At 34.9% G+C, this 23,998-nt stretch carries 19 protein-coding genes; 11 read left to right on the forward strand and 8 right to left on the reverse strand.

Annotated elements, in window-relative coordinates:
• Positions 1–117 precede the first annotated feature (117 nt).
• Together AVL50_RS29535 and AVL50_RS29540 are read right to left on the reverse strand one after the other, a co-directional pair.
• Positions 118–816, reverse strand: a complete 699-nt coding sequence (locus AVL50_RS29535) for an LrgB family protein (RefSeq protein WP_216639103.1) — start codon at positions 814–816, stop codon at positions 118–120.
• Positions 816–1,160: a CidA/LrgA family protein gene (locus tag AVL50_RS29540; protein ID WP_063850995.1), complete on the reverse strand. Its 345-nt coding sequence runs from the start codon at positions 1,158–1,160 to the stop codon at positions 816–818. Before AVL50_RS29540 ends, AVL50_RS29535 begins: the two co-directional genes overlap by 1 nt.
• Before the next feature lie 192 nt (positions 1,161–1,352).
• Here AVL50_RS29540 and AVL50_RS29545 point away from each other — a divergent pair, with 192 nt between their 5' ends.
• Positions 1,353–1,946 carry a hypothetical protein gene (locus AVL50_RS29545; protein ID WP_062621151.1) on the forward strand — a complete coding sequence of 198 codons (594 nt, stop codon included), beginning with the start codon at positions 1,353–1,355 and terminating at the stop codon, positions 1,944–1,946.
• A 66-nt stretch (positions 1,947–2,012) separates the two neighbouring features.
• Here AVL50_RS29545 and lysA read toward each other — a convergent pair whose 3' ends face one another.
• Complete coding sequence (gene lysA / locus AVL50_RS29550) at positions 2,013–3,278, reverse strand: diaminopimelate decarboxylase (protein WP_062621153.1); 1,266 nt, start codon at positions 3,276–3,278, stop codon at positions 2,013–2,015.
• Between the two features lie 210 nt (positions 3,279–3,488).
• Here lysA and AVL50_RS29555 point away from each other — a divergent pair, with 210 nt between their 5' ends.
• From AVL50_RS29555 to AVL50_RS29585, 7 genes are all read left to right on the forward strand, one after another.
• Complete coding sequence (locus AVL50_RS29555) at positions 3,489–4,625, forward strand: serpin family protein (protein WP_062621155.1); 1,137 nt, start codon at positions 3,489–3,491, stop codon at positions 4,623–4,625.
• A 179-nt stretch (positions 4,626–4,804) separates the two neighbouring features.
• Complete coding sequence (locus AVL50_RS29560) at positions 4,805–5,404, forward strand: YdeI family protein (protein ID WP_062621156.1); 600 nt, start codon at positions 4,805–4,807, stop codon at positions 5,402–5,404.
• 354 nt (positions 5,405–5,758) lie between these two features.
• Positions 5,759–6,064: a hypothetical protein gene (locus AVL50_RS29565; protein WP_157491672.1), complete on the forward strand. Its 306-nt coding sequence runs from the start codon at positions 5,759–5,761 to the stop codon at positions 6,062–6,064.
• Positions 6,065–6,190: 126 nt separating this feature from the next.
• Entirely contained in the window at positions 6,191–7,081 is an 891-nt protein-coding gene (locus tag AVL50_RS29570) for a bifunctional 5,10-methylenetetrahydrofolate dehydrogenase/5,10-methenyltetrahydrofolate cyclohydrolase (protein ID WP_062621158.1), read from the forward strand.
• A gap of 107 nt (positions 7,082–7,188) precedes the next feature.
• Positions 7,189–7,833, forward strand: a complete 645-nt coding sequence (locus tag AVL50_RS29575; protein WP_062621159.1) for a 7-carboxy-7-deazaguanine synthase QueE — start codon at positions 7,189–7,191, stop codon at positions 7,831–7,833.
• Between the two features lie 70 nt (positions 7,834–7,903).
• Entirely contained in the window at positions 7,904–9,772 is a 1,869-nt protein-coding gene (locus tag AVL50_RS29580) for a TrkH family potassium uptake protein (RefSeq protein ID WP_062621160.1), read from the forward strand.
• 221 nt (positions 9,773–9,993) lie between these two features.
• A complete protein-coding gene (locus AVL50_RS29585) occupies positions 9,994–11,010 on the forward strand; it encodes a pirin family protein (protein WP_062621162.1) in 1,017 nt (338 codons plus the stop codon).
• An 87-nt stretch (positions 11,011–11,097) separates the two neighbouring features.
• Here the strand turns inward: AVL50_RS29585 and AVL50_RS29590 are convergent, their stop codons facing one another.
• Positions 11,098–11,973, reverse strand: coding sequence for a hypothetical protein (locus AVL50_RS29590; RefSeq protein WP_157491674.1), 876 nt, complete (start codon positions 11,971–11,973; stop codon positions 11,098–11,100).
• Positions 11,974–12,081: 108 nt separating this feature from the next.
• On the opposite strand from AVL50_RS29590, the gene AVL50_RS29595 reads away from it, so the two are divergent.
• Positions 12,082–12,738 (forward strand): hypothetical protein, encoded by a 657-nt coding sequence (locus AVL50_RS29595; protein ID WP_062621166.1) that lies wholly within the window; start codon positions 12,082–12,084, stop codon positions 12,736–12,738.
• 111 nt (positions 12,739–12,849) lie between these two features.
• Here AVL50_RS29595 and AVL50_RS29600 read toward each other — a convergent pair whose 3' ends face one another.
• Both AVL50_RS29600 and AVL50_RS29605 read right to left on the reverse strand, forming a co-directional pair.
• The gene (locus AVL50_RS29600) at positions 12,850–14,355 is read right to left on the reverse strand and encodes a bifunctional ADP-dependent NAD(P)H-hydrate dehydratase/NAD(P)H-hydrate epimerase (RefSeq protein ID WP_062621167.1); all 1,506 of its coding nucleotides are present in this window, start codon (positions 14,353–14,355) and stop codon (positions 12,850–12,852) included.
• 106 nt (positions 14,356–14,461) lie between these two features.
• Positions 14,462–15,403: a nitronate monooxygenase family protein gene (locus AVL50_RS29605; protein ID WP_062621381.1), complete on the reverse strand. Its 942-nt coding sequence runs from the start codon at positions 15,401–15,403 to the stop codon at positions 14,462–14,464.
• Positions 15,404–15,865: 462 nt separating this feature from the next.
• On the opposite strand from AVL50_RS29605, the gene AVL50_RS29610 reads away from it, so the two are divergent.
• Positions 15,866–20,347 carry a di-heme oxidoredictase family protein gene (locus AVL50_RS29610; RefSeq protein WP_172826949.1) on the forward strand — a complete coding sequence of 1,494 codons (4,482 nt, stop codon included), beginning with the start codon at positions 15,866–15,868 and terminating at the stop codon, positions 20,345–20,347.
• 14 nt (positions 20,348–20,361) lie between these two features.
• Complete coding sequence (locus AVL50_RS29615; protein ID WP_082796066.1) at positions 20,362–20,820, forward strand: T9SS type A sorting domain-containing protein; 459 nt, start codon at positions 20,362–20,364, stop codon at positions 20,818–20,820.
• Between the two features lie 203 nt (positions 20,821–21,023).
• Here the strand turns inward: AVL50_RS29615 and AVL50_RS29620 are convergent, their stop codons facing one another.
• Positions 21,024–22,112: a YncE family protein gene (locus AVL50_RS29620; RefSeq protein WP_062621173.1), complete on the reverse strand. Its 1,089-nt coding sequence runs from the start codon at positions 22,110–22,112 to the stop codon at positions 21,024–21,026.
• Between the two features lie 11 nt (positions 22,113–22,123).
• The gene (locus AVL50_RS29625; protein WP_062621175.1) at positions 22,124–23,995 is read right to left on the reverse strand and encodes a TonB-dependent receptor; all 1,872 of its coding nucleotides are present in this window, start codon (positions 23,993–23,995) and stop codon (positions 22,124–22,126) included.
• Between the last annotated feature and the right edge of the window lie 3 nt (positions 23,996–23,998).

A 23,998-nucleotide genomic window follows, 5' to 3' on the forward strand; every position in this document is an offset into this window, starting at 1 on the left:
TAAAGTCGGGTTAAATATAGCTCAAATTGTAATACAATAGAAATGATAACTGAAAAAGAAAACCCCATTGTAAATATTAATTTTACAATGGGGTTTCATTAGTTTATTTATTTCTACTTAATAGAAAAACGCAAGAATACCGGGTGTCACCAGTGTTGTGAAAACACCCATAAGCCCAATGGATAGTCCACTGATAGCACCTTCTACCATTCCCATCTGAATGGCTTGTGCTGTACCAATACCATGTGCGGAAGTGCCCATTGCCAATCCTTTTGCAATGGCAGTTTTAAATACTTTTGGAACAATCAGAGGGCCAACAGAAGCACCTAATACACCAACAATTATTACAAATACCGCTGTCATAGAAGGAATACCGCCATTTTGTGCTGAAACAGCCATGGCAATAGGAGTAGTGACCGATTTTGGTACCATAGAGATAATTAGATCTTCTCCACCCCCAAATAACTTGCCGATTAAAATAACAGACAAAACGCCCATGACACTACCTAAAAATGTTGCAGAAAGAATAGCAACAGCATTTTTGCCAATAGTTTTCAATTGTTCATAAAGCAATACGCCTAATGCTACTACAGATGGCCCAAGCATAAAGTGAATCATGCGGGTATTGGCCTGATAAGTTTCATATTGAACGTCTGAAAGTTTTAAAATAACAATCAGACAAATGATGGTCATTAATACAGGATTAAGAAGTGGTGTTTTAACTTTTTGATAGATTGCTTCGAAAATTAAAAAAAGACCGAGCGTAGCGGCTAAAGCAAAAGTTTCGCTTTCGAAAAGGTGATTGATTATTTCCATTATTTATCTTCTTTTTTACCTAAAAATTCACCAGCAAAACCTGCTGACAGCATCACCGCAAACATTGACCCTACAATAGTCACACTGATCATAAGCCAATTATTCTGGATCATATCCAAATATTCCATCATACCCACACCGGCTGGAATAAAAAACAAAGACATTCTTCGAGTCAAAGCCTGAGCGGCATCTTTTACCCACTCGTAAGGGATAATTTTAAAATAAAGACATAAGAATAAAATAATCATCCCGATCACATTGCCAGGGATGGGCAAGTCAATTAATTCATTAATAAGTGTACCCAACGATAACATCGCTAGGATTAACATAAATCCTCGTATCATATTCGATTATATAGTAGTTTGAGATAAAGATAATACATGATTGTATGAGTATTTATAGGCTTAGTAAAGAGATAAGAATTATTTAAATAGTGACAAAATAACACTTCAAAATTTAGTATATTGTAGTATAAGCTTATAGTAGTACTTGAGCACATTGTTACATTACTCTATTATTAAAATTGATCTTTGAATATGTCAATAAAAGACCTAGGAGAACTATTTGAGGAAAAAAAATACAAAGAAATTATTAGCATTTTTAACCACAGAATTGACACTTTTGAAAGACTGTCATTGGACGAATTTTTACTTTGGTCTAGATGCTATGAACACCAAGGTGATTTTGAATCTGCTTTGTATATTTTGTCGCTTTGTTATATTGAAGAGATAAACGACAGGCGACTGGACAATGAATATGAAAGACTGACCGTTTTGCAGGATAGGGTCTTTCAAGCTATTCTTCAGCTAAAATCTGGAATTCAAGACTCTGAAGACATTGATTTTCTCATTAAAACAATGCACGTTTTGGTGGAAAATAATGTGGAAGATGTTCTTGTAGCTTACCTTGAAGATATCTTCAGAGTTACAAAGCATCAGAATGTCAAAAATCCTTGGCTAGGAAAACTATCGGAAGATATTTTCTTTAAGTTGGATGATCAATTGGTACTCACTTCCAATCAGAAAAACTCAATTCTCGACTCCATCATCTATTATTATATATCCTCCTCAAAAGTATATGATGGAAAGTATGCTTACATCAGATCAATTAGAAATAATACTATTCATTAGAAAAAATAAACGCCTTTCTACAAAAAATGTATGAAAGGCGTTAAACAATGTGAGTTGTCTATATTTTTAGTCTAGTGAAGCTTCTTCATTCACAGGGATAGAAGAGAAAATATCTACTTGCCCTCTAGTAAGATCTTCTAATGTTTCTCTTTCTCTGATTAAGTGAGGTACTCCGTTGAAGACCAGCACTTCTGCAGGACGCAATCTTGAGTTGTAGTTTGAACTCATTGAGTAAGAGTAAGCACCTGCATTTTCGATAGATAATAAGTCACCTACACGCACTTCATTGAGTTTTCTATCATAACCAAATGTATCCGTTTCGCAGATGTAACCCACCACGTCATACACTCTCTTAGGCCCAGTAGGATTCGAGACGTTTTTGATATGGTGGTACGCGTCATACATCATAGGTCGGATAAGGTGATTAAGCCCAGAATCAACACCTACAAACACAGCGGCAGGGCTATGCTTCAATACATTTACTTTTGTCAGTAAATGCCCTGATTCTGAAACTAAATATTTTCCTGGCTCAAACCAAAGTTCTAAATCTCTCCCATAAGAAGCACAGAACTCTTGGAATGCTTTTGACATCTTTTTACCTAATTCTGGAATGTTAGTTACGATGTCTTCTTCTTTATAAGCTACTTTAAACCCTGAGCCTAAATCAATGAACTGTAGGTTAGGGAAGTCTTTTGCACAATCAAACATTACGTTGGCTGCCATCAAGAATACTTCAGAGTCTAAAATATCAGAACCTGAGTGCATGTGAAGACCTACCACGTTAATGTTATGGCTTTCAACAACTTTCTTTACATGAGACATTTGGAAGATGGAAATGCCAAATTTAGAACCGATGTGACCTACTTGAATTTTCGCATTTCCACCTGCAGTAATGTGCGGGTTGATTCTAATAGCACATGGAACGGTATCTTGATAAACGTCTCCAAATTGTTCAAGAATGGCAATGTTATCAATGTTGATGACAACACCCAATGCTACTGCTTCTTGAATTTCTTCAAAAGAAACAGAGTTAGGAGTAAATAAAATTCTTTCCTTAGGAAATCCAGCTTGAATACCCAATTGTACTTCTTGGATAGAAACACAATCCAAATCTACGCCGTGCTCTTTCACTAACTTCAAAATACTCAAGTTAGATAAAGATTTCATTGCATATTTTATTCTTAAGTTTACGCCATTAAATGCATTTCTTAATGATGAAATTTGACTGATTATCTTATCAGCATCATATACATATAAAGGAGTTTGAAACTCATTTGCAATTTCCGTTACCGGCACACCTTGGATCTGATATTCTGAATTTTTTAATTCCATTCTCGGAAGAAGATTATAATTGATAATTTTACTATGAGACAAAAGTAATTTAAAAAAAAAGATAGTCCATACAAATCTCTTTTTATTTACAAAAATAACAATAAGTGTTTCAGATAAAACTTTATGTTATATAATTATGAAATTAATTTTTGATTTGGATTTTAAGAAGAAATGGTAACAATCTTGCTCTAAGAATGGAAACTCTTTTATATGCATAAATTATCATTACTTATCGTCTTCGCCATATTATTACATAAGACGACTGTTTTTTCTCAAGAGAAATATCCATTAGTTGAGGTTGGGTTGAAAGAAGCTGAAAAGCTAAGTGCTGAAAAAACGAAAAATGTACTGTACTCGCCATTAAGCCTATATTTTTTAAATAGTATGTTGGCAAATATGGCCAAAAACGAGACGAAGAAGGAATTGATTCGTCACCTTGGATATTCAAATGATGAAATTGTTCTATTAAACTCCTATACAATAGATTTACAAAAAAGACTGGGAGAAGAATGTATTTTAAAAAACGCATTAAGATATCCTAAAGGGTATTCATTGAATAATACATTTAAAAAAATACTGGAAGAGAATTATAATGGAGAAATCAAATCTGGTGATTTTGTAAGAAAAGGAGAGCGAGTAAAAGAAGAGATCAATCATTGGTTTTATGAAAATACGAATTACAAAATCAAAAATATGATTGAATCTATTTCACCAATGGATAAAATGGTTTTGATGAATGCACTCTATTTTAAAGCTGAATGGGAGAGTTTTTTCGATGATAAATCGACTTACAAAAACGAATTTTATTTAGAGGACAATAAAAAATTGGAAGTGGATTTTCTATCCAAAACAGCAACTGTTAAATGTTTTTCTTCAAATGAAACCCAAGCATTAGTTTTACCTTACAAAGGTAATTATGAAATGCTTTTATTGAGCTCAGCATCATTTTCTTATACAATACTACAAGAGGTCAATCAAAAAATGAAAGAGAAAAAAGTACATCTCGAGCTTCCTAAATTTGTTTTGAATTCCTCTTTAGATGCTGTTGAGTTGATGCAATCGATGGGGGTAACTTCTCCCTTCCAAAGTGGTGCAGACTTTTCAATGCTTTTCAAAAAGTCAGAAAAAGATCTTTTTGTCAGTAAGATGTATCAGAAGTCTTATTTGAAGATTGATGAAAAAGGTACTGTAGCTGTTGCCGCTTCAGTGGCTAAAGTCTCTAGAAGCATGGATCTTAATAATTATGAAGAATACCTCTTTAATCGACCATTTTACTTTATAATCAGACATAAAAAGACAAAAGAGCCATTGTTTATTGGTAAAATAAATAATCCAGCCTTAAATTAAAGTAAGTACTAAGTCAAAAATAAATCATAGTTAATTCTAATTTATTTTTTTGAGTACAACACTAAAAAACGTATTAATAGTGGTTCTATTAAAAGTTTTTTGAAGGAAGTAATCGCAAAACAATAAATAGAATTAGTATTAGATAATGTTGAATTTGTACTTCAAACTCAGAAACTACCATGAAAAGATATGCAACGGTTGAAGATTACATTACATCTTCAGACAATTGGAAAGACGAACTGATCTATCTGAGGTCGATTCTAATTGATACAGAATTAGAAGAAGGAATGAAATGGGGAGCACCAATCTATATGATTCAAGGAAAAAATGTCGTTGGTATTGCATCTTTTAAAAACTATGTAGGTTTGTGGTTCCATCAAGGAGTTCTATTGAAAGATGAAGGCGGTTTTTTGATCAATGCTCAAGAAAATAAAACAAAAGCATTAAGGCAATGGCGCTTTAGTAGTTTTGAAGAATTGAAACAAAACACGGACGTGTTGAAAGAATACATTGAGGAGGCTATAAAAAATCAAAAAGCAGGTAAAGTAGTGGAGGTGGACCGAACACCAAAACCTTTAATTCTACCGAATGAACTTGTAGACGCATTTACAAAAGATAAAGAATTAGAATCTGCTTTTAAGAGTCTTACTTTATCAAAGAAGAGAGAATATGGTGAGCATATTGCCTCTGCAAAAAGAGAAGCCACACGTTTGTCAAGACTAGAAAAAGTTATACCCATGATCAAACAAGGTGTTGGCCTAAATGATAAGTATAAATAATAAAGAAAATGTCTTATTTATATTCATTCTTAAAAATATGTTAAATACTTTTGTGTCATAAAAAATTAGAAATAATGAAATACATCACTTTACATATAGACGCACCTCAAGGAGTTTCATTTGGCGAAAGCAGAGTGAAAGAGAGGCTATATGAAGCGATGTAAGGATATCTATATATTTATGAGAAAGGTCCTGACGCTTCGGTGTTAGGACCTTTTTTTATGTTTCACTTTTTAAACCCCGAGTTGATATGATTTCAATTCCAAAACAAAATTTCCTTGCCGAAGGGAAGGATTGGTCACAATTTTTAATCAAAAAGAAATTTCAAAAACAAAGACATCAAAAATTAAAACAATGAAAAAGAACACACTATTTTTTGGATTGATCACTATGGTTGTGATCGGGTCGACATGTGCAATAAATCTAGAATTGTTTGTTGCATTAGCTAAAACAGCCTTATACTTAGGAGGTACAACATTTTTTGTGTTAATGCCCTTTTTCCTTTTTAAAGGAGAAAAGAAAACCAATGAAAATACAAATACGGACGTGCCTCAGCCAATGTTGAAAAGGAATATTAATTCTGTAAAAACAACTTTATTGGAAAAAGGAGAAAAAGAAACTACCTATATGTCTATCTATAGAGTTAACAATTCTCCATGAGTGTAACGCTGTGGTTATTCTAAAAAAGCTTTAACAAATAAAAAAGAACACATTTTTTAGAAAAAAGAGACGAAAGTCATTACTTTTGTGCTTCTATAATTTTTTTAGGATAACCACAGATATTCCATGCAACTAATTGACGGAAAAGCGACTTCAAATGCAATCAAGCAAGAAATTGCTGAGGAAGTAAGAAAACTGACTGCCGCAGGAGGCAAGAAACCACATTTAGCCGCTATTTTAGTTGGTGAAGACGGAGCAAGTAGAACATATGTGAATCACAAAGTAAAGTCTTGCGAGCAAGTAGGATTTGATTCAACATTATGCAAGTTTGACGCCGATATAACAGAAGAGAAATTACTTCAAGCTATCGAGGAACTTAACAATAATGATGATATTGACGGATTTATTGTTCAACTTCCATTACCAAAACACATCGATGAGACGAAGGTAACAGAAGCTATTGATCCTAAAAAAGATGTGGATGGTTTTCATCCAGCAAACCTAGGAAAAATGATGCTAGGTTTACCTACTTTCCTTCCCGCAACACCTTACGGTATTGTTCAATTGTTAGACAGATATAATATTGAAACTTCAGGAAAGAAATGTGTGATTGTTGGTCGTTCTCATATTGTAGGTACACCAATGAGTTTATTGATGTCACGTAACAGCAAAGTAGGTAACTGTACAGTTACTTTGACACACAGTAGAACACAAAACTTGAAAGAGGAGTGTCTTTCAGCCGATATCTTGATCGTGGCATTAGGTAAGGCAGAGTTTGTAACTGCTGATATGGTGAAAGAAGGGGCGACAGTAATCGATGTAGGAATCACAAGAATTGAAGATCCTTCGAAAAAATCAGGTTTCTCTTTAAAAGGAGATGTGAAATTTGATGAAGTAAGCGAAAAAGCAGGTTGGATTACACCGGTACCAGGTGGAGTAGGACCAATGACAGTAGTTTCTTTATTGATGAACACATTGGAGTCTGTAAAAAGAAAATCTGTTAAGGAAACAATATAAGTTATAATTAGTCGCATTTTTTTACGAAATTTGCGGTCTGAGTCCTTCAAGGGTTCCCTCACCCCTTGAAGGGCTTTTTCATCTCAAAATAATAAAAAGGACTTTTAATGGTAAAGCATTTAGAATATTCAACGAAGGAACGCGTGCAGTTGGGCCTTTCACTTCCAGTGATGGAGGCATTTTATACGATTCAAGGAGAAGGAGCATATACAGGGCAAGCTGCCTATTTTATACGATTAGCAGGTTGTGATGTAGGATGTGTTTGGTGCGATGTAAAAGAGTCATGGGAACAAGACAAACATCCCGTTTTGACTGTTGAGGAAATTGTTCAAAATGCAAAGAAATATCCAGGACGTTTAGCAATTATTACAGGTGGTGAACCTTTGATGCATGATCTTGGACCATTAACAGAACAACTGAAGGAAGAGGGGTTTCATATCAATATTGAAACTTCGGGTGCTCATCCTTTGAGTGGAGAATTGGATTATATCACATTATCTCCTAAAAAATTCAAACAACCTGTTGAAGAAGTATATCAAAGAGCAAATGAATTCAAGGTTGTTGTTTATCACAAATCAGACCTTCAATGGGCAATTAATTTATCTGAGAAATTGTCTGATGATTGTAAGTTGTACATTCAGCCAGAATGGTCAAAAAGAGCTCAAATCACACCTTTATTAGTGGAGTTTGTAAAAAGCAATCCAGAATGGCAATTGTCGTTGCAGACGCATAAGTATATTGATATTCCATAGAAATTTTAGTATTTCAATTTAACATTGGATGAATGTTATTATATTTGATCTCTATAACTATTAATCTTATATGGGTTCAAATACGAATGACTTCATAAATCAATGGTTGCTTAAGTATCAACTATCAGTTTTTAAATACGAGCGAATCGCTTCTTTCATAAATACTGTTGTTGCTGTAGTTATACTGATTTACAATTATGGATTTTATTTACTTGAAGATGACATAAGAATATTACTTTCTATTCTTGATGTGATCTTCTTTGTGTACTGTATTTCTTACTTATTACGAATAATTTTTTCAAGTCATCGTTTTAAGTTTTTTAAATCCACCTTTGTTGAGGGGACTTTTTTATTGTATATCGCTTTTAATGGGCTGTTTCATTATTTCTTTGGAGTAAGATTAATAGAGGAGTTTTTAAAGAGTTTTTGGTTTGAAAATTCATTTCTTCAATATGTCAATTATCTTTTTTTCTGCTTATTTATTCTGATTTGTATTGAAATCACGAAGAGTTCTTCGGCTATCTCTGAATATAAAATTAAGCCTTCAACCACCTTTATTTTCAGTTTTATATTATTGATCTTATTGGGGACTTTTGGTCTGATGCTTCCTGCATGTTCAGTGGGTGTGGATGAAAGTATGTCGTTTTTAGATGCCTTATTTACCTCTGTAAGTGCCTCCTGCGTAACAGGTTTGGCCGTAGTAGATACGGGGCAGTTTTTTACCTTCAAAGGAAAAATCGTTATTCTATTATTAGCTCAATTAGGAGGTATTGGTATTGTATCATTTGCGACTTTCTTTGCTACATTTTTATCAAAAGGAGTGAGTTTAAAGCACAAGACAATTATTCAGGATGTTCTCAGTAGTGAGGATCTTTCATCAGCTACAGGATTATTAAGAAAAGTAATATTCTTAACTCTACTCATTGAAGCGTTAGGATCAATTCTCATCTTTTTTTCTTGGGATAGTAACCTTGTTTTTAATAATCTTTTCCAAAAAATATTCTATTCAATATTCCATTCAATTTCTGCATTTTGTAATGCAGGTTTTAGTCTATTTCCGGATAGCTTAAACACCTATATTGTTTCAGATGAAACGACTGAATTCAGTACACCAGGTATGGTAGTAGATTTGAGACATATGTATGGGTTACATTTGGTGATTGGGTTTATTATCATCTTCGGTAGTTTTGGATTCACTACGATAGAGGAAATTTTCTCACCTCAAAAAATTGCTGATCGTTTTAGAAATCCTTGGAAGAAGTTTTCAATTGGTACATCCATTTCGTTGTATTCAACTGTAATACTGATTTTAATAGGAATGATTGCCGTTTTCTTTTTAGAGATAGATGAACTAAGAGAAGACCGTACACTATTTGAATCTTTAGTCGCTTCATTCTTCCAATCTGTAACAACAAGAACAGCAGGTTTCAATTCTATGGATTTTGGAAGTATGAAACCTTCAACAATTATAGTCATGATTTTTCTGATGTTTATTGGTGCAGCTCCAGGTTCAACAGGAGGAGGTATTAAGAGCAGTACTTTTTATGTTTTACTACTTTCCTCAATTGGTATTATTAGAGGTCAAGAAAGAATTGTGGTACGCAAAAGAACAATCAGTGATGATAACATAAAGAGGTCTTATTCCATTTTTATGTTTGCCGCCATATATAATTTATTGGCCATTTTTGTCTTGACAATTACAGAACTCGATAATCCTAATATTGATATTCTACCATTAGTATTTGAACAAATTTCTGCTTTCGGTACGGCAGGATTAAGTATGGGGATTACGGGTGAACTATCTTCTTTTGGTAAAGTAGTTATTATCTTATCCATGTATATTGGTAGAGTAGGAACACTAACGCTGGCTTTGGCATTAAGTTCAACAGTTCAGACTAACAAGTTCCAATATCCTGAAGCCCATGTAATGGTAGGATAGAGCATATTTATTCATTATTTAATGACCTGTTTGAAATTTCAATTGAGTTTGTTTCAAACAGGTTTTTTATTTGCCGCAATAAGTTTTCCTTCAAATTGTATTTTACTACGACTTTTGTCTTGTTATAGGTTGTTCTTTTTTGATGTCTCAGTTTGCATTTAGCATTTATTTTTATTTAATTTGTTTAAACAAATAATGTATAAACATTAAAAATAAAAGATATGGAAAATCAAAAAATATATTCAGTGCAATCAATAGGCAACCAATGGCCGACATTAGATCCATTTTTATTCACTGCTCATCATAAAGAAATATATCCAAAAGGAAATGAAGATATGAGTATTTCAGTTTCACTGGAAGGGAGAAATATCGGTTCGGATTTTTCGGGAAAGGATGGGTTTAGTATGTATCATGGAAGAAAAATTCCGGGTTTTCCATATCATCCACATAGAGGGTTTGAAACAGTTACAATAGTTGAGGAAGGATTAGCAGATCATTCCGATTCATTAGGTTCTGCAGGAAGATTCGGAGAAGGTGATGTACAATGGATGACCGCTGGAGCAGGGGTGCAACATTCTGAAATGTTTCCTTTATTGAATACTGAAAAAGAAAATCCATTAGAGTTGTTTCAAATTTGGTTGAATCTACCAAAGAAGGATAAAATGGCAGAACCAAGTTACAAAATGCTTTGGCATGAAGATATCCCCATAGTTAATGAAAATGATCGTAATGGTAATTCAATTAGCGTAAAAGTGATAGCAGGACAGTATAGAGATCAAGTGCCTTTACCACCAACACCAGATTCTTGGGCTTCAGAGTTGTCGCATAAAGTAGCAATTTGGAGAGTGAAACTTTCTCCTAATGCAGTATGGAAATTGCCTAAAGAGACAGGAGAAGTGAATAGAGTGCTTTATTTCTACAGAGGCGACGCTATCACTGTAGAAGATAAAAATGTGGATAAAAATAGTTTATTTCATATTAACCCATTGGAAGAAATTGAAGTAAAAGCAGGTACTAAGGATACATATGTTCTTTTGTTACAAGGTATGCCTATTAATGAACCCGTGGCACAACATGGTCCATTTGTGATGAATTCTAAAGAGGAACTGCAGCAAGCCTTTGCAGATTATCAAAGAACAGAGTTTGGAGGGTGGCCTTGGGATAAAAAAGAAATGGTACATGAGAAAAGTAAAGGCCGATTTGCTCTTCATGCGAATGGAGCTCTTGAGGAAAAGTAGTAATAGCCTTTTATAGAAAGTCACATAACCCTTAAAAAAAACAGACCATTCCATTTAAACTAGGATGGTCTGCTTTTTTGTTAAATGTTACTGTTCGATTGAAAAATAGATCACTTTTTCTTGAAAGCCTTTTGTATTTGTTTTCTGAACAGAAAGCCATTCTTGAAAATCTTCAGGAGAAATTGTCTTAATACCCCCTTCTTCCGTTTTTAAAATGGGTTTGTCAAATTCAGTCGGGCAATAAATGACATAAAGCCTGTTGAAGATTCTTTTTGGCCCCATTGTCGATAAAACTAGTTCGTCTACTTGTCTACTGCTTATTCCTTCAAAACTTTCAGCTTTTTTAGGGTCAAAGAAAATGTATTCCTGATCTGCTTTCACTTTATAAGGTTTAGCATTATCTCCATGCATAGTAGAATAAGGAAATAGTCGATATACTTTATCGTTTTCTCTCATATAAATACTAACATAACCTTTCTTTGGAGATTGGAAATAAGTATAAAAATGAGACATCTCTTTGAACATTGTTGTTTCACAATTGGAAGAATTGCAGTTTAGTGTAGATGCTTTGAAGTTCAGTTCAGGTGTTTCTATAGCTCTGCCTTTTCCTTCTACATTGCATTCTAGATAGATCACTTGTTGCTCATTTTCCCTTGTAAGATGCCAAGTGTATTCTACATGATCTGTCTTGATCCATTCCCCTTTAATAGTAGACGTATTTAAAGATTGAAGTTCCATTTCTGTATTTCCCAATCTCAAATCGGAAGCGGCGGAGAGATTTGTACCAAAAGCATCTGCCAAAGCCATAATTTGAGCTTTTCTGAGCAATGTTTCTTTAAATTCACCAACAGTATGCGTATCTTCTAGTTGTTCAGTGACTTTACCTTTTAATTTTTTTACTTTCTGAGCATAAATGTTCATTGTTAGGCTAATGAAAAAGGTAATGAATAATATTTTTTTCATTGAAATTGATTAGAATTGAATGTTCTTTTTAATTGATCTGTCAATTTAAATTATATTATTTATATATTTAAGTTCGTAACTGACAATTACTTTTTAATTTATTAAACTATGAGAAATAAATTCACTTTAAGTTTTTTACTTGTTTTTGTTGCAATGATCTTTATTGCGAATGAGAATCATGCCCAAACCAAAAAAGAAAAAAAAGCTACTCTTAAAGAATTAAAAGGAAAAGCCGTTAAAGATGCTAGAAAGGCAGCTAAAGAGCTTAAGAAGCAAGGTTATTCTGAAATACCTGGTGACTTGCCAATGGATATGCAAATAGAAAATTCATATTTAGCACGTTTATCTACTGATGATATGGGTAATCCTAAGTTCTTTGTAACAACTCAGGAGTCTAAAGCTGAATCATTTGCAGCAGCAAAACAAGCGGCAATGCAATTGTGCTTAACTGATATTGCTTCACAAATAGGATCTGAAATTGTAGGTAGAATCAAGTCAAACATAGCCAACTCAGAAGGAATGTCTGATGCTGCTTCAGTAACCGAAGTAATTGGTGCTTACCAAAACAACGTTTCAGCTCGTTTGGGTAGAACAACTCCAATTGTAATGTTGAAAAAAGTGGATGGTTTAACGTATATCACAATGTCTATTAAATACCCAATTTCTGAGGCTGAAAGAATTGTGAAAGATGATTTAAGAAAAGAGTTAGCAAATAAAGCAGATATGAGTCAAGATGAGATTAATGGTTTATTAGATATCCGTTAATTTTATTTAATTTTACATATAAAATCCACATTTTCTTGTTTGAAGAAAATGTGGATTTTTTTATGTATTCATCATCAATGAATTGAGGACTAAGTGTTCTCTAATATCTAATCATTTTAATAAACTGATAAAAGCCTTTCCAAGACAATCAATAACATCCGATGTAATCAAACTTTCATAACCTCTGTCTTGAACGGCTATATCAGCGGCTTTACCATGTAAAAAGACACCTAATAAAGCAGCTTCTTTTGGAGTGTATTTTTGCGAAAGCAAACTTGTAATGATACCAAGTAAAGCATCGCCACTTCCACCTTTTGCTAATCCAGGGTTGCCTGTTGAGTTAAAGTGTACTTCTCCATTTGGAAGACAAACTGCAGTATTTGCTCCTTTGAGGATAATGATGATTTGACGGTGTACAGCCATCTTCCTTGCTGCTTCTACTCGGTCAAATGACTGAACGTAATGTACTCTGGTTAATCGCTCAAACTCTCCAACATGTGGTGTGAGGATAGAATTTTCAGGGAGAAATTTCCACCATTCATCATTTTCAGACAACAGATTTAAAGCATCAGCATCTAAAACGATTGGTTTTTCAAAATCTTCAATAATTGAACGAATGGCCTTTCTGGTTTGATCATGTTGTCCAAGCCCAGGGCCAATACCTATAGCAGTAAAGTTTTTCAGAAGGGTGGAAGCAACAATGTGATTTCTTGATGGATCAGCAATACACATCGCCTCTGGAAGTGTAGCCTGCATAATTTCATAACCGCATGAAGGTACAAGAGCTGTCGTTTTTCCTGTACCAGACCTTAGAGCGGCTTTTGTAGCAAGTTGAATAGCACCTATCATTCCTTTTGAGCCTCCAACCAACAATGAGTTTCCGAATTTACCTTTATGATCAAACTTGGTGCGTGGTTTATAAATCTGTTTGACTACATCTTCAGTTGAGAAGAAATGCTTTGAATGGGTTTCTGAAAGATACTGATTACTCAGTTGAATGGGTATAACAATCATTTCTCCGACATTCTTGGCATTTTCAACAAAGAGCATAGAGAGCTTTGGTGTTTCCAATGTCAATGTAATATCAGCTTCAATAATTGAATTAAAATGACTTGAATAATGATCAGCATAAAGGCCTGATGCTATATCTATTGAAATTACTGGAGCGTTGGATTGATTGATTGTGACAATGGTTTTTTGTGTAATACCTTTTGGCGCTCTGGATAACCCAGAACCAAAAATACAATCAATTACAACGGTATCTTTTTCAAGTGAAGGAATATCTTCTTCATTGATAATATGATGGCATGAAACTCTTTTGGGAAGTCTTTCTAAATTCTCTTGAAAGTCTTTGGATTGATTTTCAGAAAAATGAACAATATAGCAAGTGACATTACACCCTTCATTACTTAATAACCTCCCCATCACCAAGCCATCACCACCATTATTGCCAACCCCACAAAAAATTGTAACTTCTTTAAAATTACTGCAATTTTCTAAATACCAATCTGTGAGTTTAGTGGCGGCTCTTTCCATTAAATCAATACTGGAAATGGGCTCATTTTCAATAGTGTACTTATCCCAAGCTCTTATTTGTTCGGCTGTAAAAAGTTTCATGTGTAATATTTGAGAGTAACAGTTGTTGTATTTTTAATTAGAGGCATGTCTTAAGAAAATCCTTAAAACATGCCTTTACTATTAATTTACAATATAAATGAATTAATTACCCATTTATCAAATGATTTTTAGCAGCATTAAATTCCTCCATCATTTCATTGACCACTTCTTCTGCTGATTTAATTGAGTCGATTTGAGATGAAACCTGTCCGATTTCGATTTCTCCTTCGTCTAAATCACCTTCAAAAATACCTCTCTTCGATCTTCTCTTCCCTAAAATCTCAGCTAATTCTTCTTTAGAAGCACCTCTAGCTTCCGCTTCTGCAACTCTTTCGTAGAATTTATTTTTGATTAATCTAACGGCTGTCAAATCTTTCAAAGTTAAGACAGTATCACCTTCACCAGCTTCAACCACTTTGTTTTTAAAATTATCATGAGCAGATGATTCTTTCGTAATGGCAAAACGAGAACCTACTTGAACACCTTCAGCGCCCAAAGCAAAACAAGCTAACATTGCTTTACCTGAACCAATACCACCCGCAGCAATCACAGGAATCTCTAATTGTTCTGCAATTGGAGGAATCAAGCATAAGGTTGTTGTTTCTTCTTTACCATTATGACCGCCAGCTTCAAAGCCTTCAGCTACAATAGCGTCTACTTCAGCATCTTGAGATTTTAAAGCAAATTTCAAAGAAGATACAACTTGTACTACTTTGATGCCGTGCGATTTTAAAAACGAAGTATATTTCTTAGGGCTACCTGCAGATGTGAAAACGATAGGAACTTTCTCATCCACAATAATCTCCATTAATTTATCAACTTCTGGGTAGAACAATGGGATGTTCACACCGAAAGGCTTATCAGTGGCTTGCTTGCATTGCTGTACATGTTCCAAGAAAGTTTCCGGATGCATAGATCCTGCACCAATCAATCCAAGTCCACCTGCATTACTTACCGCTGAAGCCAACTTCCAGCCACTGCACCAGACCATTCCTCCAGAAATAATAGGATATTGAATATCAAAAAGTTCACAAATTCTATTTTTCATTTGATGTTTAGATTTTAGTGATACATGTTTTATTACATGTTCTTCAATTTCTTTTGTTGTGAATGTAATTAAAATCAATTATAAAATTTGGGAACAAGCGTCATCAAAGAAGTAATTTTTTACTGATAAAATGCTTTGTTTTTGATGGTCTTATCTTTTTTTAAACTACGTCAACGCTACATTATTTCTTATAAAATGTATTATTAACACCTAATTATGGTCTTTTTTAGTCTCAAAAAACAATAACGATCATGCATTTTACCTTGAAGTATTTTATGAAAAAGGGTGACGTTATCGAATTACTACGCTTTTGGTGGAGTGTAGTAATAACGTATTCCGACTCGTAGATTTGTAGTACACCAATACATCACTGTTAATTCATTCAGCTATTAATTTAACGTCACACTCAAATTATTAAAGTGGTATGAAATTTTTTTAATGAATTAATAATCAGTTATGTTGATGAAAAACTTAAAGGTTTATTGTTCCCATTTTGGGCGATATTCCTTCTTAAAACAATTACAGCAGTCTATCTTTTGTACTGTCTTATTGTTATTCTCTTTTAACATTTCTTCATTTGCTCAAGATTATGGAATAGAGGTAGATGCTTCAGGAGATGCAGTGATCTATTTTACAGATCAGGCAGAATGGACTGGAGGATGGAACTATATCTGCATGGGTGCAGATTGTAGAAGCGGTGAAAAAGTAGGTGACAGATGGGAGCGTCCTGTTTCTAATGTTACTGTAGGAGACACTTATGACATACAAATCAAAATTGCAGCGACTAATGGACAATTTATTTCTCCTGTACACAGTGTTGTAGCTACACAAGCGGGAGATGCTCCAGTTCCAACTTGTGAAGATGGAGTACAAAATGGCGATGAAACAGGCGTGGATTGTGGTGGATCATGTGCACCATGCCAAACGGAACCATTACCAACTTGCGATGATGGTATTCAAAATGGCGATGAAACAGGAGTAGATTGTGGTGGATCGTGTGCACTATGTCAAACAGAACCTTCGCCGACTTGTGATGATGGTATCCAAAATGGTGATGAAACCGGAGTAGATTGTGGCGGGTCATGTGCCCCATGTCAAGTTGAGGAGCCTGGTACTGAAGTGGTGGTAGAAGCTGAAAGTGCTACAATTTTAGGAGGTGCAAGTCTTTATAGTGATTTATCAGCCTCTGGAGGACAAGGTGTTGCTTATATCTCATCTCAGGGAGCTGGTTTTGAAATCGCAAATGCTCCTAATTCAATAGCAGTAGAAATTGTTTATGCTTCTGAACAGAGTGGTGCTATTTCATACTTTATTAATGGTGTTGATAAAGGCAATGCAACTTTCAGTTCAACTGGATCATGGGTAAATAACTATCAAAGCATCACTATACAAGAAACAATCAATGAAGGTGATGATTTCTCTATAGTGTATCAAACGGGAGATTACGCTTTAAATATTGATCAAGTTAAATTTATAGGCGGAGAACCACAGCCATGTACAGGTTTGAATAACCCTGCAACTGTATTTACAAATGTCACTACTGTAAATGAAACTGCAGAAGGTGCTTTGGATGGGTCCGTTACTTTTAATTTCAATAATGTAAGCAACGATTATGATTCCATTCTTTTCTTCTTTGATGGAGATTCTATACTTGCTGGAATCGATGAAGGATCAGTGACATTTAATAATAAAATGGCAGGCAGTTATACGGCAGGTGTAAAATGGGGGAATGGAGATTGTTCTACTTATTTGGGGACAGTAACTGTTGGATCTTGTGAAAATGGAATTAAAGATGGAAATGAAACGGGTATTGATTGTGGAGGAGTTTGTACTGAATGTACAGATCCAGAACCTGAGACTAAAGATTTAGTAATTTCAATTGAGAACTCATCTCAATACGGGGAGTACTTGATTGCAAAATATGGCGATCAACCTGCTAAAACGATTTACACTTGGTCAAATGATAACAGTGAATTTACAAGTTGTACAGGTGGATGTGCTCAAAGCTGGCCTTATGTAGTGACAGATGCAAAGTTAAACCTAGTTTTACCTTCCCGTTTACCAAATGGTGTAACTGGTGAGTTCGGACTAAGCGGTACTTGTGATGGTCAGTTGCAGCTCACATTAAACGGTCAACCACTTTATTATTATACTGGTGATAATAATGAAGGTGATATTAACGGTGAAGGTGCTGGAGGTGTTTGGTGGATTGTTAATGAAGAAGAAGTGGATACTTGTTCTGATGGTATCCAAAATGGTGATGAAACAGGTATTGACTGTGGTGGCTCTTGTGCCCCTTGTCAGTCAGGCGGTACAGGTGAAGGAACTTGTGGTGATTTCGGACTTACAATTGTTGATGGTCAAGGTGTTTTATATTACAGTGAAGACCTTGGAACTGCATTGTATTTATGTTTAAATGGTGCATGTTACCCTCCAGAAGCACAAGAAGACGGTTACTATAAGAGAAATGTAACCATTAGTGCAGGAGTAGATTATACTATTAAAGTACAAGGTAGTAATGAGCAAGAAAAAGTAACTCAAGTAGCACAGTGTTATTTCGTGCCAACTTGTAATGATGGAATTCAAAATGGTGACGAAACAGGTGTTGACTGTGGTGGTTCAAGTTGTACAGCATGTCCTACTTGTGATGATGGTATTCAAAACGGAGACGAAACAGGCGTTGACTGTGGTGGTAGTGAATGTGTATCATGTGATGTAGTATGTAATGGAACACCTAATCCTAATGCAACAATTTCAAGCACAAATGAATCTTTTGAAAACGAAAATGACGGTACTATTACTTTCGCTTATGACGATGTAGAAGGAAGATCAATTTTGGAGTTCTCAATTGATGGTGGTGTAACTTATCCTTATGTGAAACAAGATGACTCACAGTGGTTTACTTTGGCTGATATGGCATCAGGGACTTATGATATTGTAGTACGTTGGGGTGAAGGAGGTGACTGTCCTATTAGTTTAGGAGAAGTGACAGTGACTGAAGGTGGACCTCTTCCAACTTGTTCAGATGGAATAAGAAATCAAGGTGAAACAAGAGTGGATTGTGGCGGACCTTGTGAAGCTTGCCAAGAAGACCCTTGTGGCGATATTCCATTAGTCGTTTATCCAGCTCCGGCTTTACCAACACCAACAATTGGAAGCCCTGCAAGAGAACACGGATGGTCATTTGATTTGAGTGAAGACTTAACAGAGGTATCCGTAAATGTCGGTCCAGGAGTATTGGATCAAATGCAGACAAATGCAGGTTCATTCGAAATGCATTGTTCATGTAATCAAGTAACATTTTATACAGCAGAGCTTGGAGATGATTTCCAAGCAAAAGTGCCAGCAGAATGTGTAGGAGCAGGAGATTATTACTATTTCTTCAGATATAAGCGTAATACACAGATGAATACGTATGATCCTGCTGATATCTGGCATTACTCAGGTTTGTTTACCACAAAAGGAGAAAGAATAGATCCTGATAACAGACCTACAATCACATCAAAAGGAGCAAGCTGGATGCGTTTCAGACACCCACACCCTCAAGATGGTATTACAGAGGCGATTTTCGATGCATCACATAATGGATCTTTACTAAGAACATTAGATAGATATGAGACAGTAGTTACTGATGGTTCTGACAATGTACGTTTTGAACAGTTCTTGTATTCTACAAAAGACAATACCATCAGGCATAAAGATCAAGATAATTTACCTGATAAGGATAAATTGATATGGGAAGGAGGTAACAGAATTCCTGTTCGTAGAATGGAATTCCTTGCAAAAGGAGGGGCTTCAACACCTTCTTACTCTGCCTATATTGCTCCAGGTGGACCAACTCTTGATGAAGGAGGAGATCTATATCCGTGGTCAGATATCAATACAGTTAACTACGGTAATATTATCTCTTATGAAATTACAGCCGTAACCGCTTTAGTTGATGGGGTACCTTGGAGTAAAGGAGCACAGCACTACAATACATTCCAAAACTATGTAGTAGGGCAGGGTTTCAATACTTTTGGTGATCCACGTTTATCAATGGCCGGCAAAGCATCAAGTAATATGATTTTATCTGGTTCAGGGCAATTTACAAAAGAAGAACAAGACGCTGTATTTACGCAACACTTGATCACTTTGGAAGACGATGATGATGTAGATGATTTCTTAGAAGGACACCATTTATTCCATGGAGTGAGACATAGAGGTCAGGGTGATGGTCAGCAAGACAACAGAGTATTAGGTGAAGTGAAAATAGGTTCAACTACTTGTGGAACGTGTCACTTTAGAGATGGTAGAGGTTCTGAATTAGTCAGTACTCCAAAAGGAATGTTGTTACCTCCTCCAGTTTATGGTGTTGGTTTATTACAATGGATTGCTGGTGCTGAAGTAGGATTGACATGGGATGGTTCACAGCCTACTGTAGAAAGTCAGACAGTTGCTGCTTTATTGAATGACCATGGTATAGATGCAACAGATCCAACACAAATTTCTCAAGAAGATGTTGATTTAATTGTCGCTTATACCAAGTTCTTAACAGTGCCTACACGATCAAAAGGTGTTTATGATGATCCTGCAGTAGGATTAGGTCATATCAAATTCTTGGAAGCTGGTTGTGCTGGTTGTCATACCGAAACTCAAAAAACAAGAAATGATGCACCGGTTGAATTCAGAGACCTTGTGATCCGTCCTTACACTGATATGAAATTACATGACATCGGAACAGGAGGTTCATACAGAACTCCAGCACTTTGGGGCTTGTATTACAACCTACAGTTATTAGATCGTAATGGAAGAGACTTACTTTACATGCATAACGGTTCAGCAACAACTACAGATCAAGCAATTATGCAACATGGAGGAGAAGCAGCAGGAGCTAGAGCAGCGTATGAAGCGTTGAGCACAGAAGAAAAACAAGCTGTTGTGAAATTTGTTGAATCCCTTTAATTGATTATACAATAATGAAATTAATAATATATTTTTCTATTTTGATGATGAGCACAATGGGTACAGTATTCGCCCAAGATGTTGCCTCAATTACAGTAAAATGTCCTCCTTGTAGACCAATACAAGGCTGTGACCAATGTTTTGAAACACAAGCCGAGGCTGATTTAGCTTGCACATCCTCCTCTGGGAGATCAGCTTCACAAAATCTGGCTGAAGAATTAAATGAACTTGATATAAGTGTTTATCCAAATCCTAATCGCTTTGGTAAATTCAATGTGGAATCCATTTCAAATTTGAGTGGTAATGTGAAGCTTTACTCTCCATTAGGAACACTTATTTCTTCTTTCGAAATTAATGAGAAACGAACATTTGTGATCGGAGAGAAAGAAGTACTTCCTTCAGGTATTTACATTATGACATTTACCAATAAGGAAGGAAAAACCATTACAAAACGATTGATCGTAAGTTATTAGTAGTAAACTGTTTATCAGCTTAACATTTTTGAAGTTGAATAGAACAGTACAGTTAAACAGAATATTACTATAACATATCAATAAGTTTCATCTTTTACTCTCATCATTTCTATAAGTGGTGGGAGTTTGAAAGATGAAAAATAAAAAGAGCCTAGGAATATCACCCCTAGGCTCTTATACACTTAATATTTGACAAAATGTTTTTAGTAGAAAATAAAGTGGTAAGGAGCAAGACCAACTTCCATTGAACCTTTTTTAGTTCCAGTTTCTGTGTATACATTTACCAAACCACTATTTTCATAATCAGGTGTGACTGCTACATAAATATCTTTAGAAGCTGGATTTTGTCCCACTCCTTTGAAGCCTTCACCTGTAATGATTGTATCATATTTTTTACTTGATAGATTAAATTCAACAATTTCAGTTGTTGTAGAAGGCCAAGCCTCAGCGCCAATACCATAGATTGTTGAACCATCAGAAGAAGCTTTAATATAACCATCGCCGCCAATTCCAGTGTAGTTGATTAAAGTTTCTAAAGTATTATTTGAAGTATTTAATTTAGCTAAACCTTTATTTTCATCAGCTACGACAAAGTTCCAAGCACCTGTAGCTGAAACCCATAAGTTGTTGTCTGCATCAAAGGCAAAATGTTGAGGTGCAGCGTCAATGTTGATTAATTCAGGGGCGGCACTTAAATCTGAAAGATCATAAACTTCAACATTTGCAGTATAAGAAGGAGCAACATAAAGTTTACCGTCTTTAATAGCAATACCTTCAGGATTTGAACCTACTGAGAACCAATTTTCAAGTTTACCTGTAGAAAGGTTAATGACTAAAACTTTAGGATTAATGTAACTGTAATCAGGTTGAATAGGTCCCCACACAGTTACATAAGCTTTATTTCCATCAAATGCTGTATATCTTGGATTATCAACACTATCTGTTACTACAAATCTTTTTTCTAAAGTCTTAGTGTCACAGATAATGATTTGACTTGTTGAAGCTGTAGTAATTACGGTAAGTTGACCATTTGAATCAAAACCCTCAATATTACCACCTAGTTCTTCACCATTTGCACTTTTATATGCTAGGTGAGAAAATGTAGTGTCAGTGTCTGTCATTGATATCGCAGAAACCGATGCTGTTTTTGGTTTACTAAAAGCACCTGAATGAGCGACATGGAATCCTTCTGAACCAGGTACATAAGGTGTAGTTTCTTTGTCTTCAATACATGATGTAAAAAGAATAGCGATTAAAGCAAAGACGAGTTGGAAATTGTAATTGTTTTTCATGCTTTTTTATTTTAGAAAATGATATTTGCTTTTAACATATAATTTGTACCCGGCATTGGATACTCCTCATAATTCTGATATTGAGCATCCGTGATATTATTTGCTTTTAGCGTTAATAATAAATTGCTCTTGTTGATTTTGAATGATTTATTAACCCCAAGATTTATGATGTGATAGGCATCTAGATTATAATAATCATTGGATGTAGTTCTTTTACCTACAAAATTGTGATCAACACTCATTGACCAAGTTTTAAATCCTAAATTGACAAAGGATTTAAAAAGGTTTTTTGGGACATATATAAGTTGTTTGTCTTTATCGGTATTTTGAGCATCCGTAAATGTGTAAGCAAGCCCCACTTTCCATTTTATTTGTTGTTTGGAATGTTGGTTGCCTAAATTTACATTGGACTCAATACCAAAAGACTTTGTGTTTTTTATATTTTTCGCATATGTTGGATTTCCAGGTACCCACAAAATTTTATTGTATGTTCTTAGATAAAACCCAGTAACATTGGCGTTTAAAGTTAGAGTTGCAAAATCATGTGAATAATCAAGGCCTAAGTCAACATTATAACCATCCTCTGGCTCAATATCCGGATTCGCTTTTTCTCCCCAATACCTTTCATTCATTGTTGGTATTCTATAGCTTCTTCCAGCTGAACTCTTTATTTTTAGTGACTTATCAAAATCTTTAATTAAAGCATAAGAAAGATCGATTGACGGAGTGAATGGTGCGTTTAATCCTGAAACAAAGGTTTGTCTAAGAACAGTAGAGGCAGAGAATCGACTAGTAATATCATACCTTAAAGCTAGGAATACCGATGCTCTAAACTCTTCTGTATTTGCATTATATGCATACACATCTGGCCAAATATTCATTGCAGTAAAGCCAGTTTGAAGTGAAATAGAATTACTCAGTGAAGTTTCCCCTCTGTAATCGGCTTGAAGTCGTTCCGTTCCAATGATACTTCCTTTATTATCTAATTCATCTTTTATATATGCAATACTACTAATGTGAGTCCATTTATCGGTGTTTAACTTATAATTAATAACACCTCTGAAAGCAGTATTAATAGTTGAGTCATTAAAATTAGGATTCATATTGTCAATCATAATCGGTTGGATACCTCTTACATCCATCGTTGACCATAGATTTACAGATATTTCGCTTTTCTCACTTGGTTTGAAATAGGTTTCATGTAATAAGCCATAATGTTCAAAACCTGCATTATTTACAGATTGCTCCTCTTTATCATATTCGTTATAAAAAGGATAGTTGTTATCTGATTTTTGATATAATGCAACCGTTTTGTGTTTCCATTTTCCCTTTCCATATTCACCCTTGAATCCATAAAATTGTTGGTTGAAACTTCCATAAGCAGTTTGAAATTCAAATTGACTTTTAGGATTGCTCCAATCAATATTATCTTTCAAGATAATTGAACCACCAACCGCTCCAGTTCCATATTGAGCAGAGCTTGCACCATATTGTAAATCGATATTGTCAAAATAAAACGTATTGATTGTTGACATGTCAGTTTGACCTAATGTCATTGAATTCAAGTTGATGCCATTCCACATAATTGCGGTATTAACAGGCGAGGTGCCACGTATTGAGATACTAGACAACTGTCCTGGAGCTCCATATTCTCTTATGTAAACTGAAGCTTCTTCTCTTAATAAAGAAGCTAGAGTTCCTTCATTATGAAACTTCATATTTGCACTGTCAATGGATTGGATATGTGTTCCCTGACTGTAGTATTTCATCGATTTAGATACAATCTCAACTTCTTTTAACTCTCTATCTGGTAAATGATAGTCCTGACTATAAACTTGTTGAAAGCATAGCAGAAGGAGTGTAGCGAAAATATAGAATTTCATTTT

The organism is Flammeovirga sp. SJP92 (genome assembly GCF_001583495.1).
Classification (GTDB): Bacteria; Bacteroidota; Bacteroidia; order Cytophagales; family Flammeovirgaceae; genus Flammeovirga.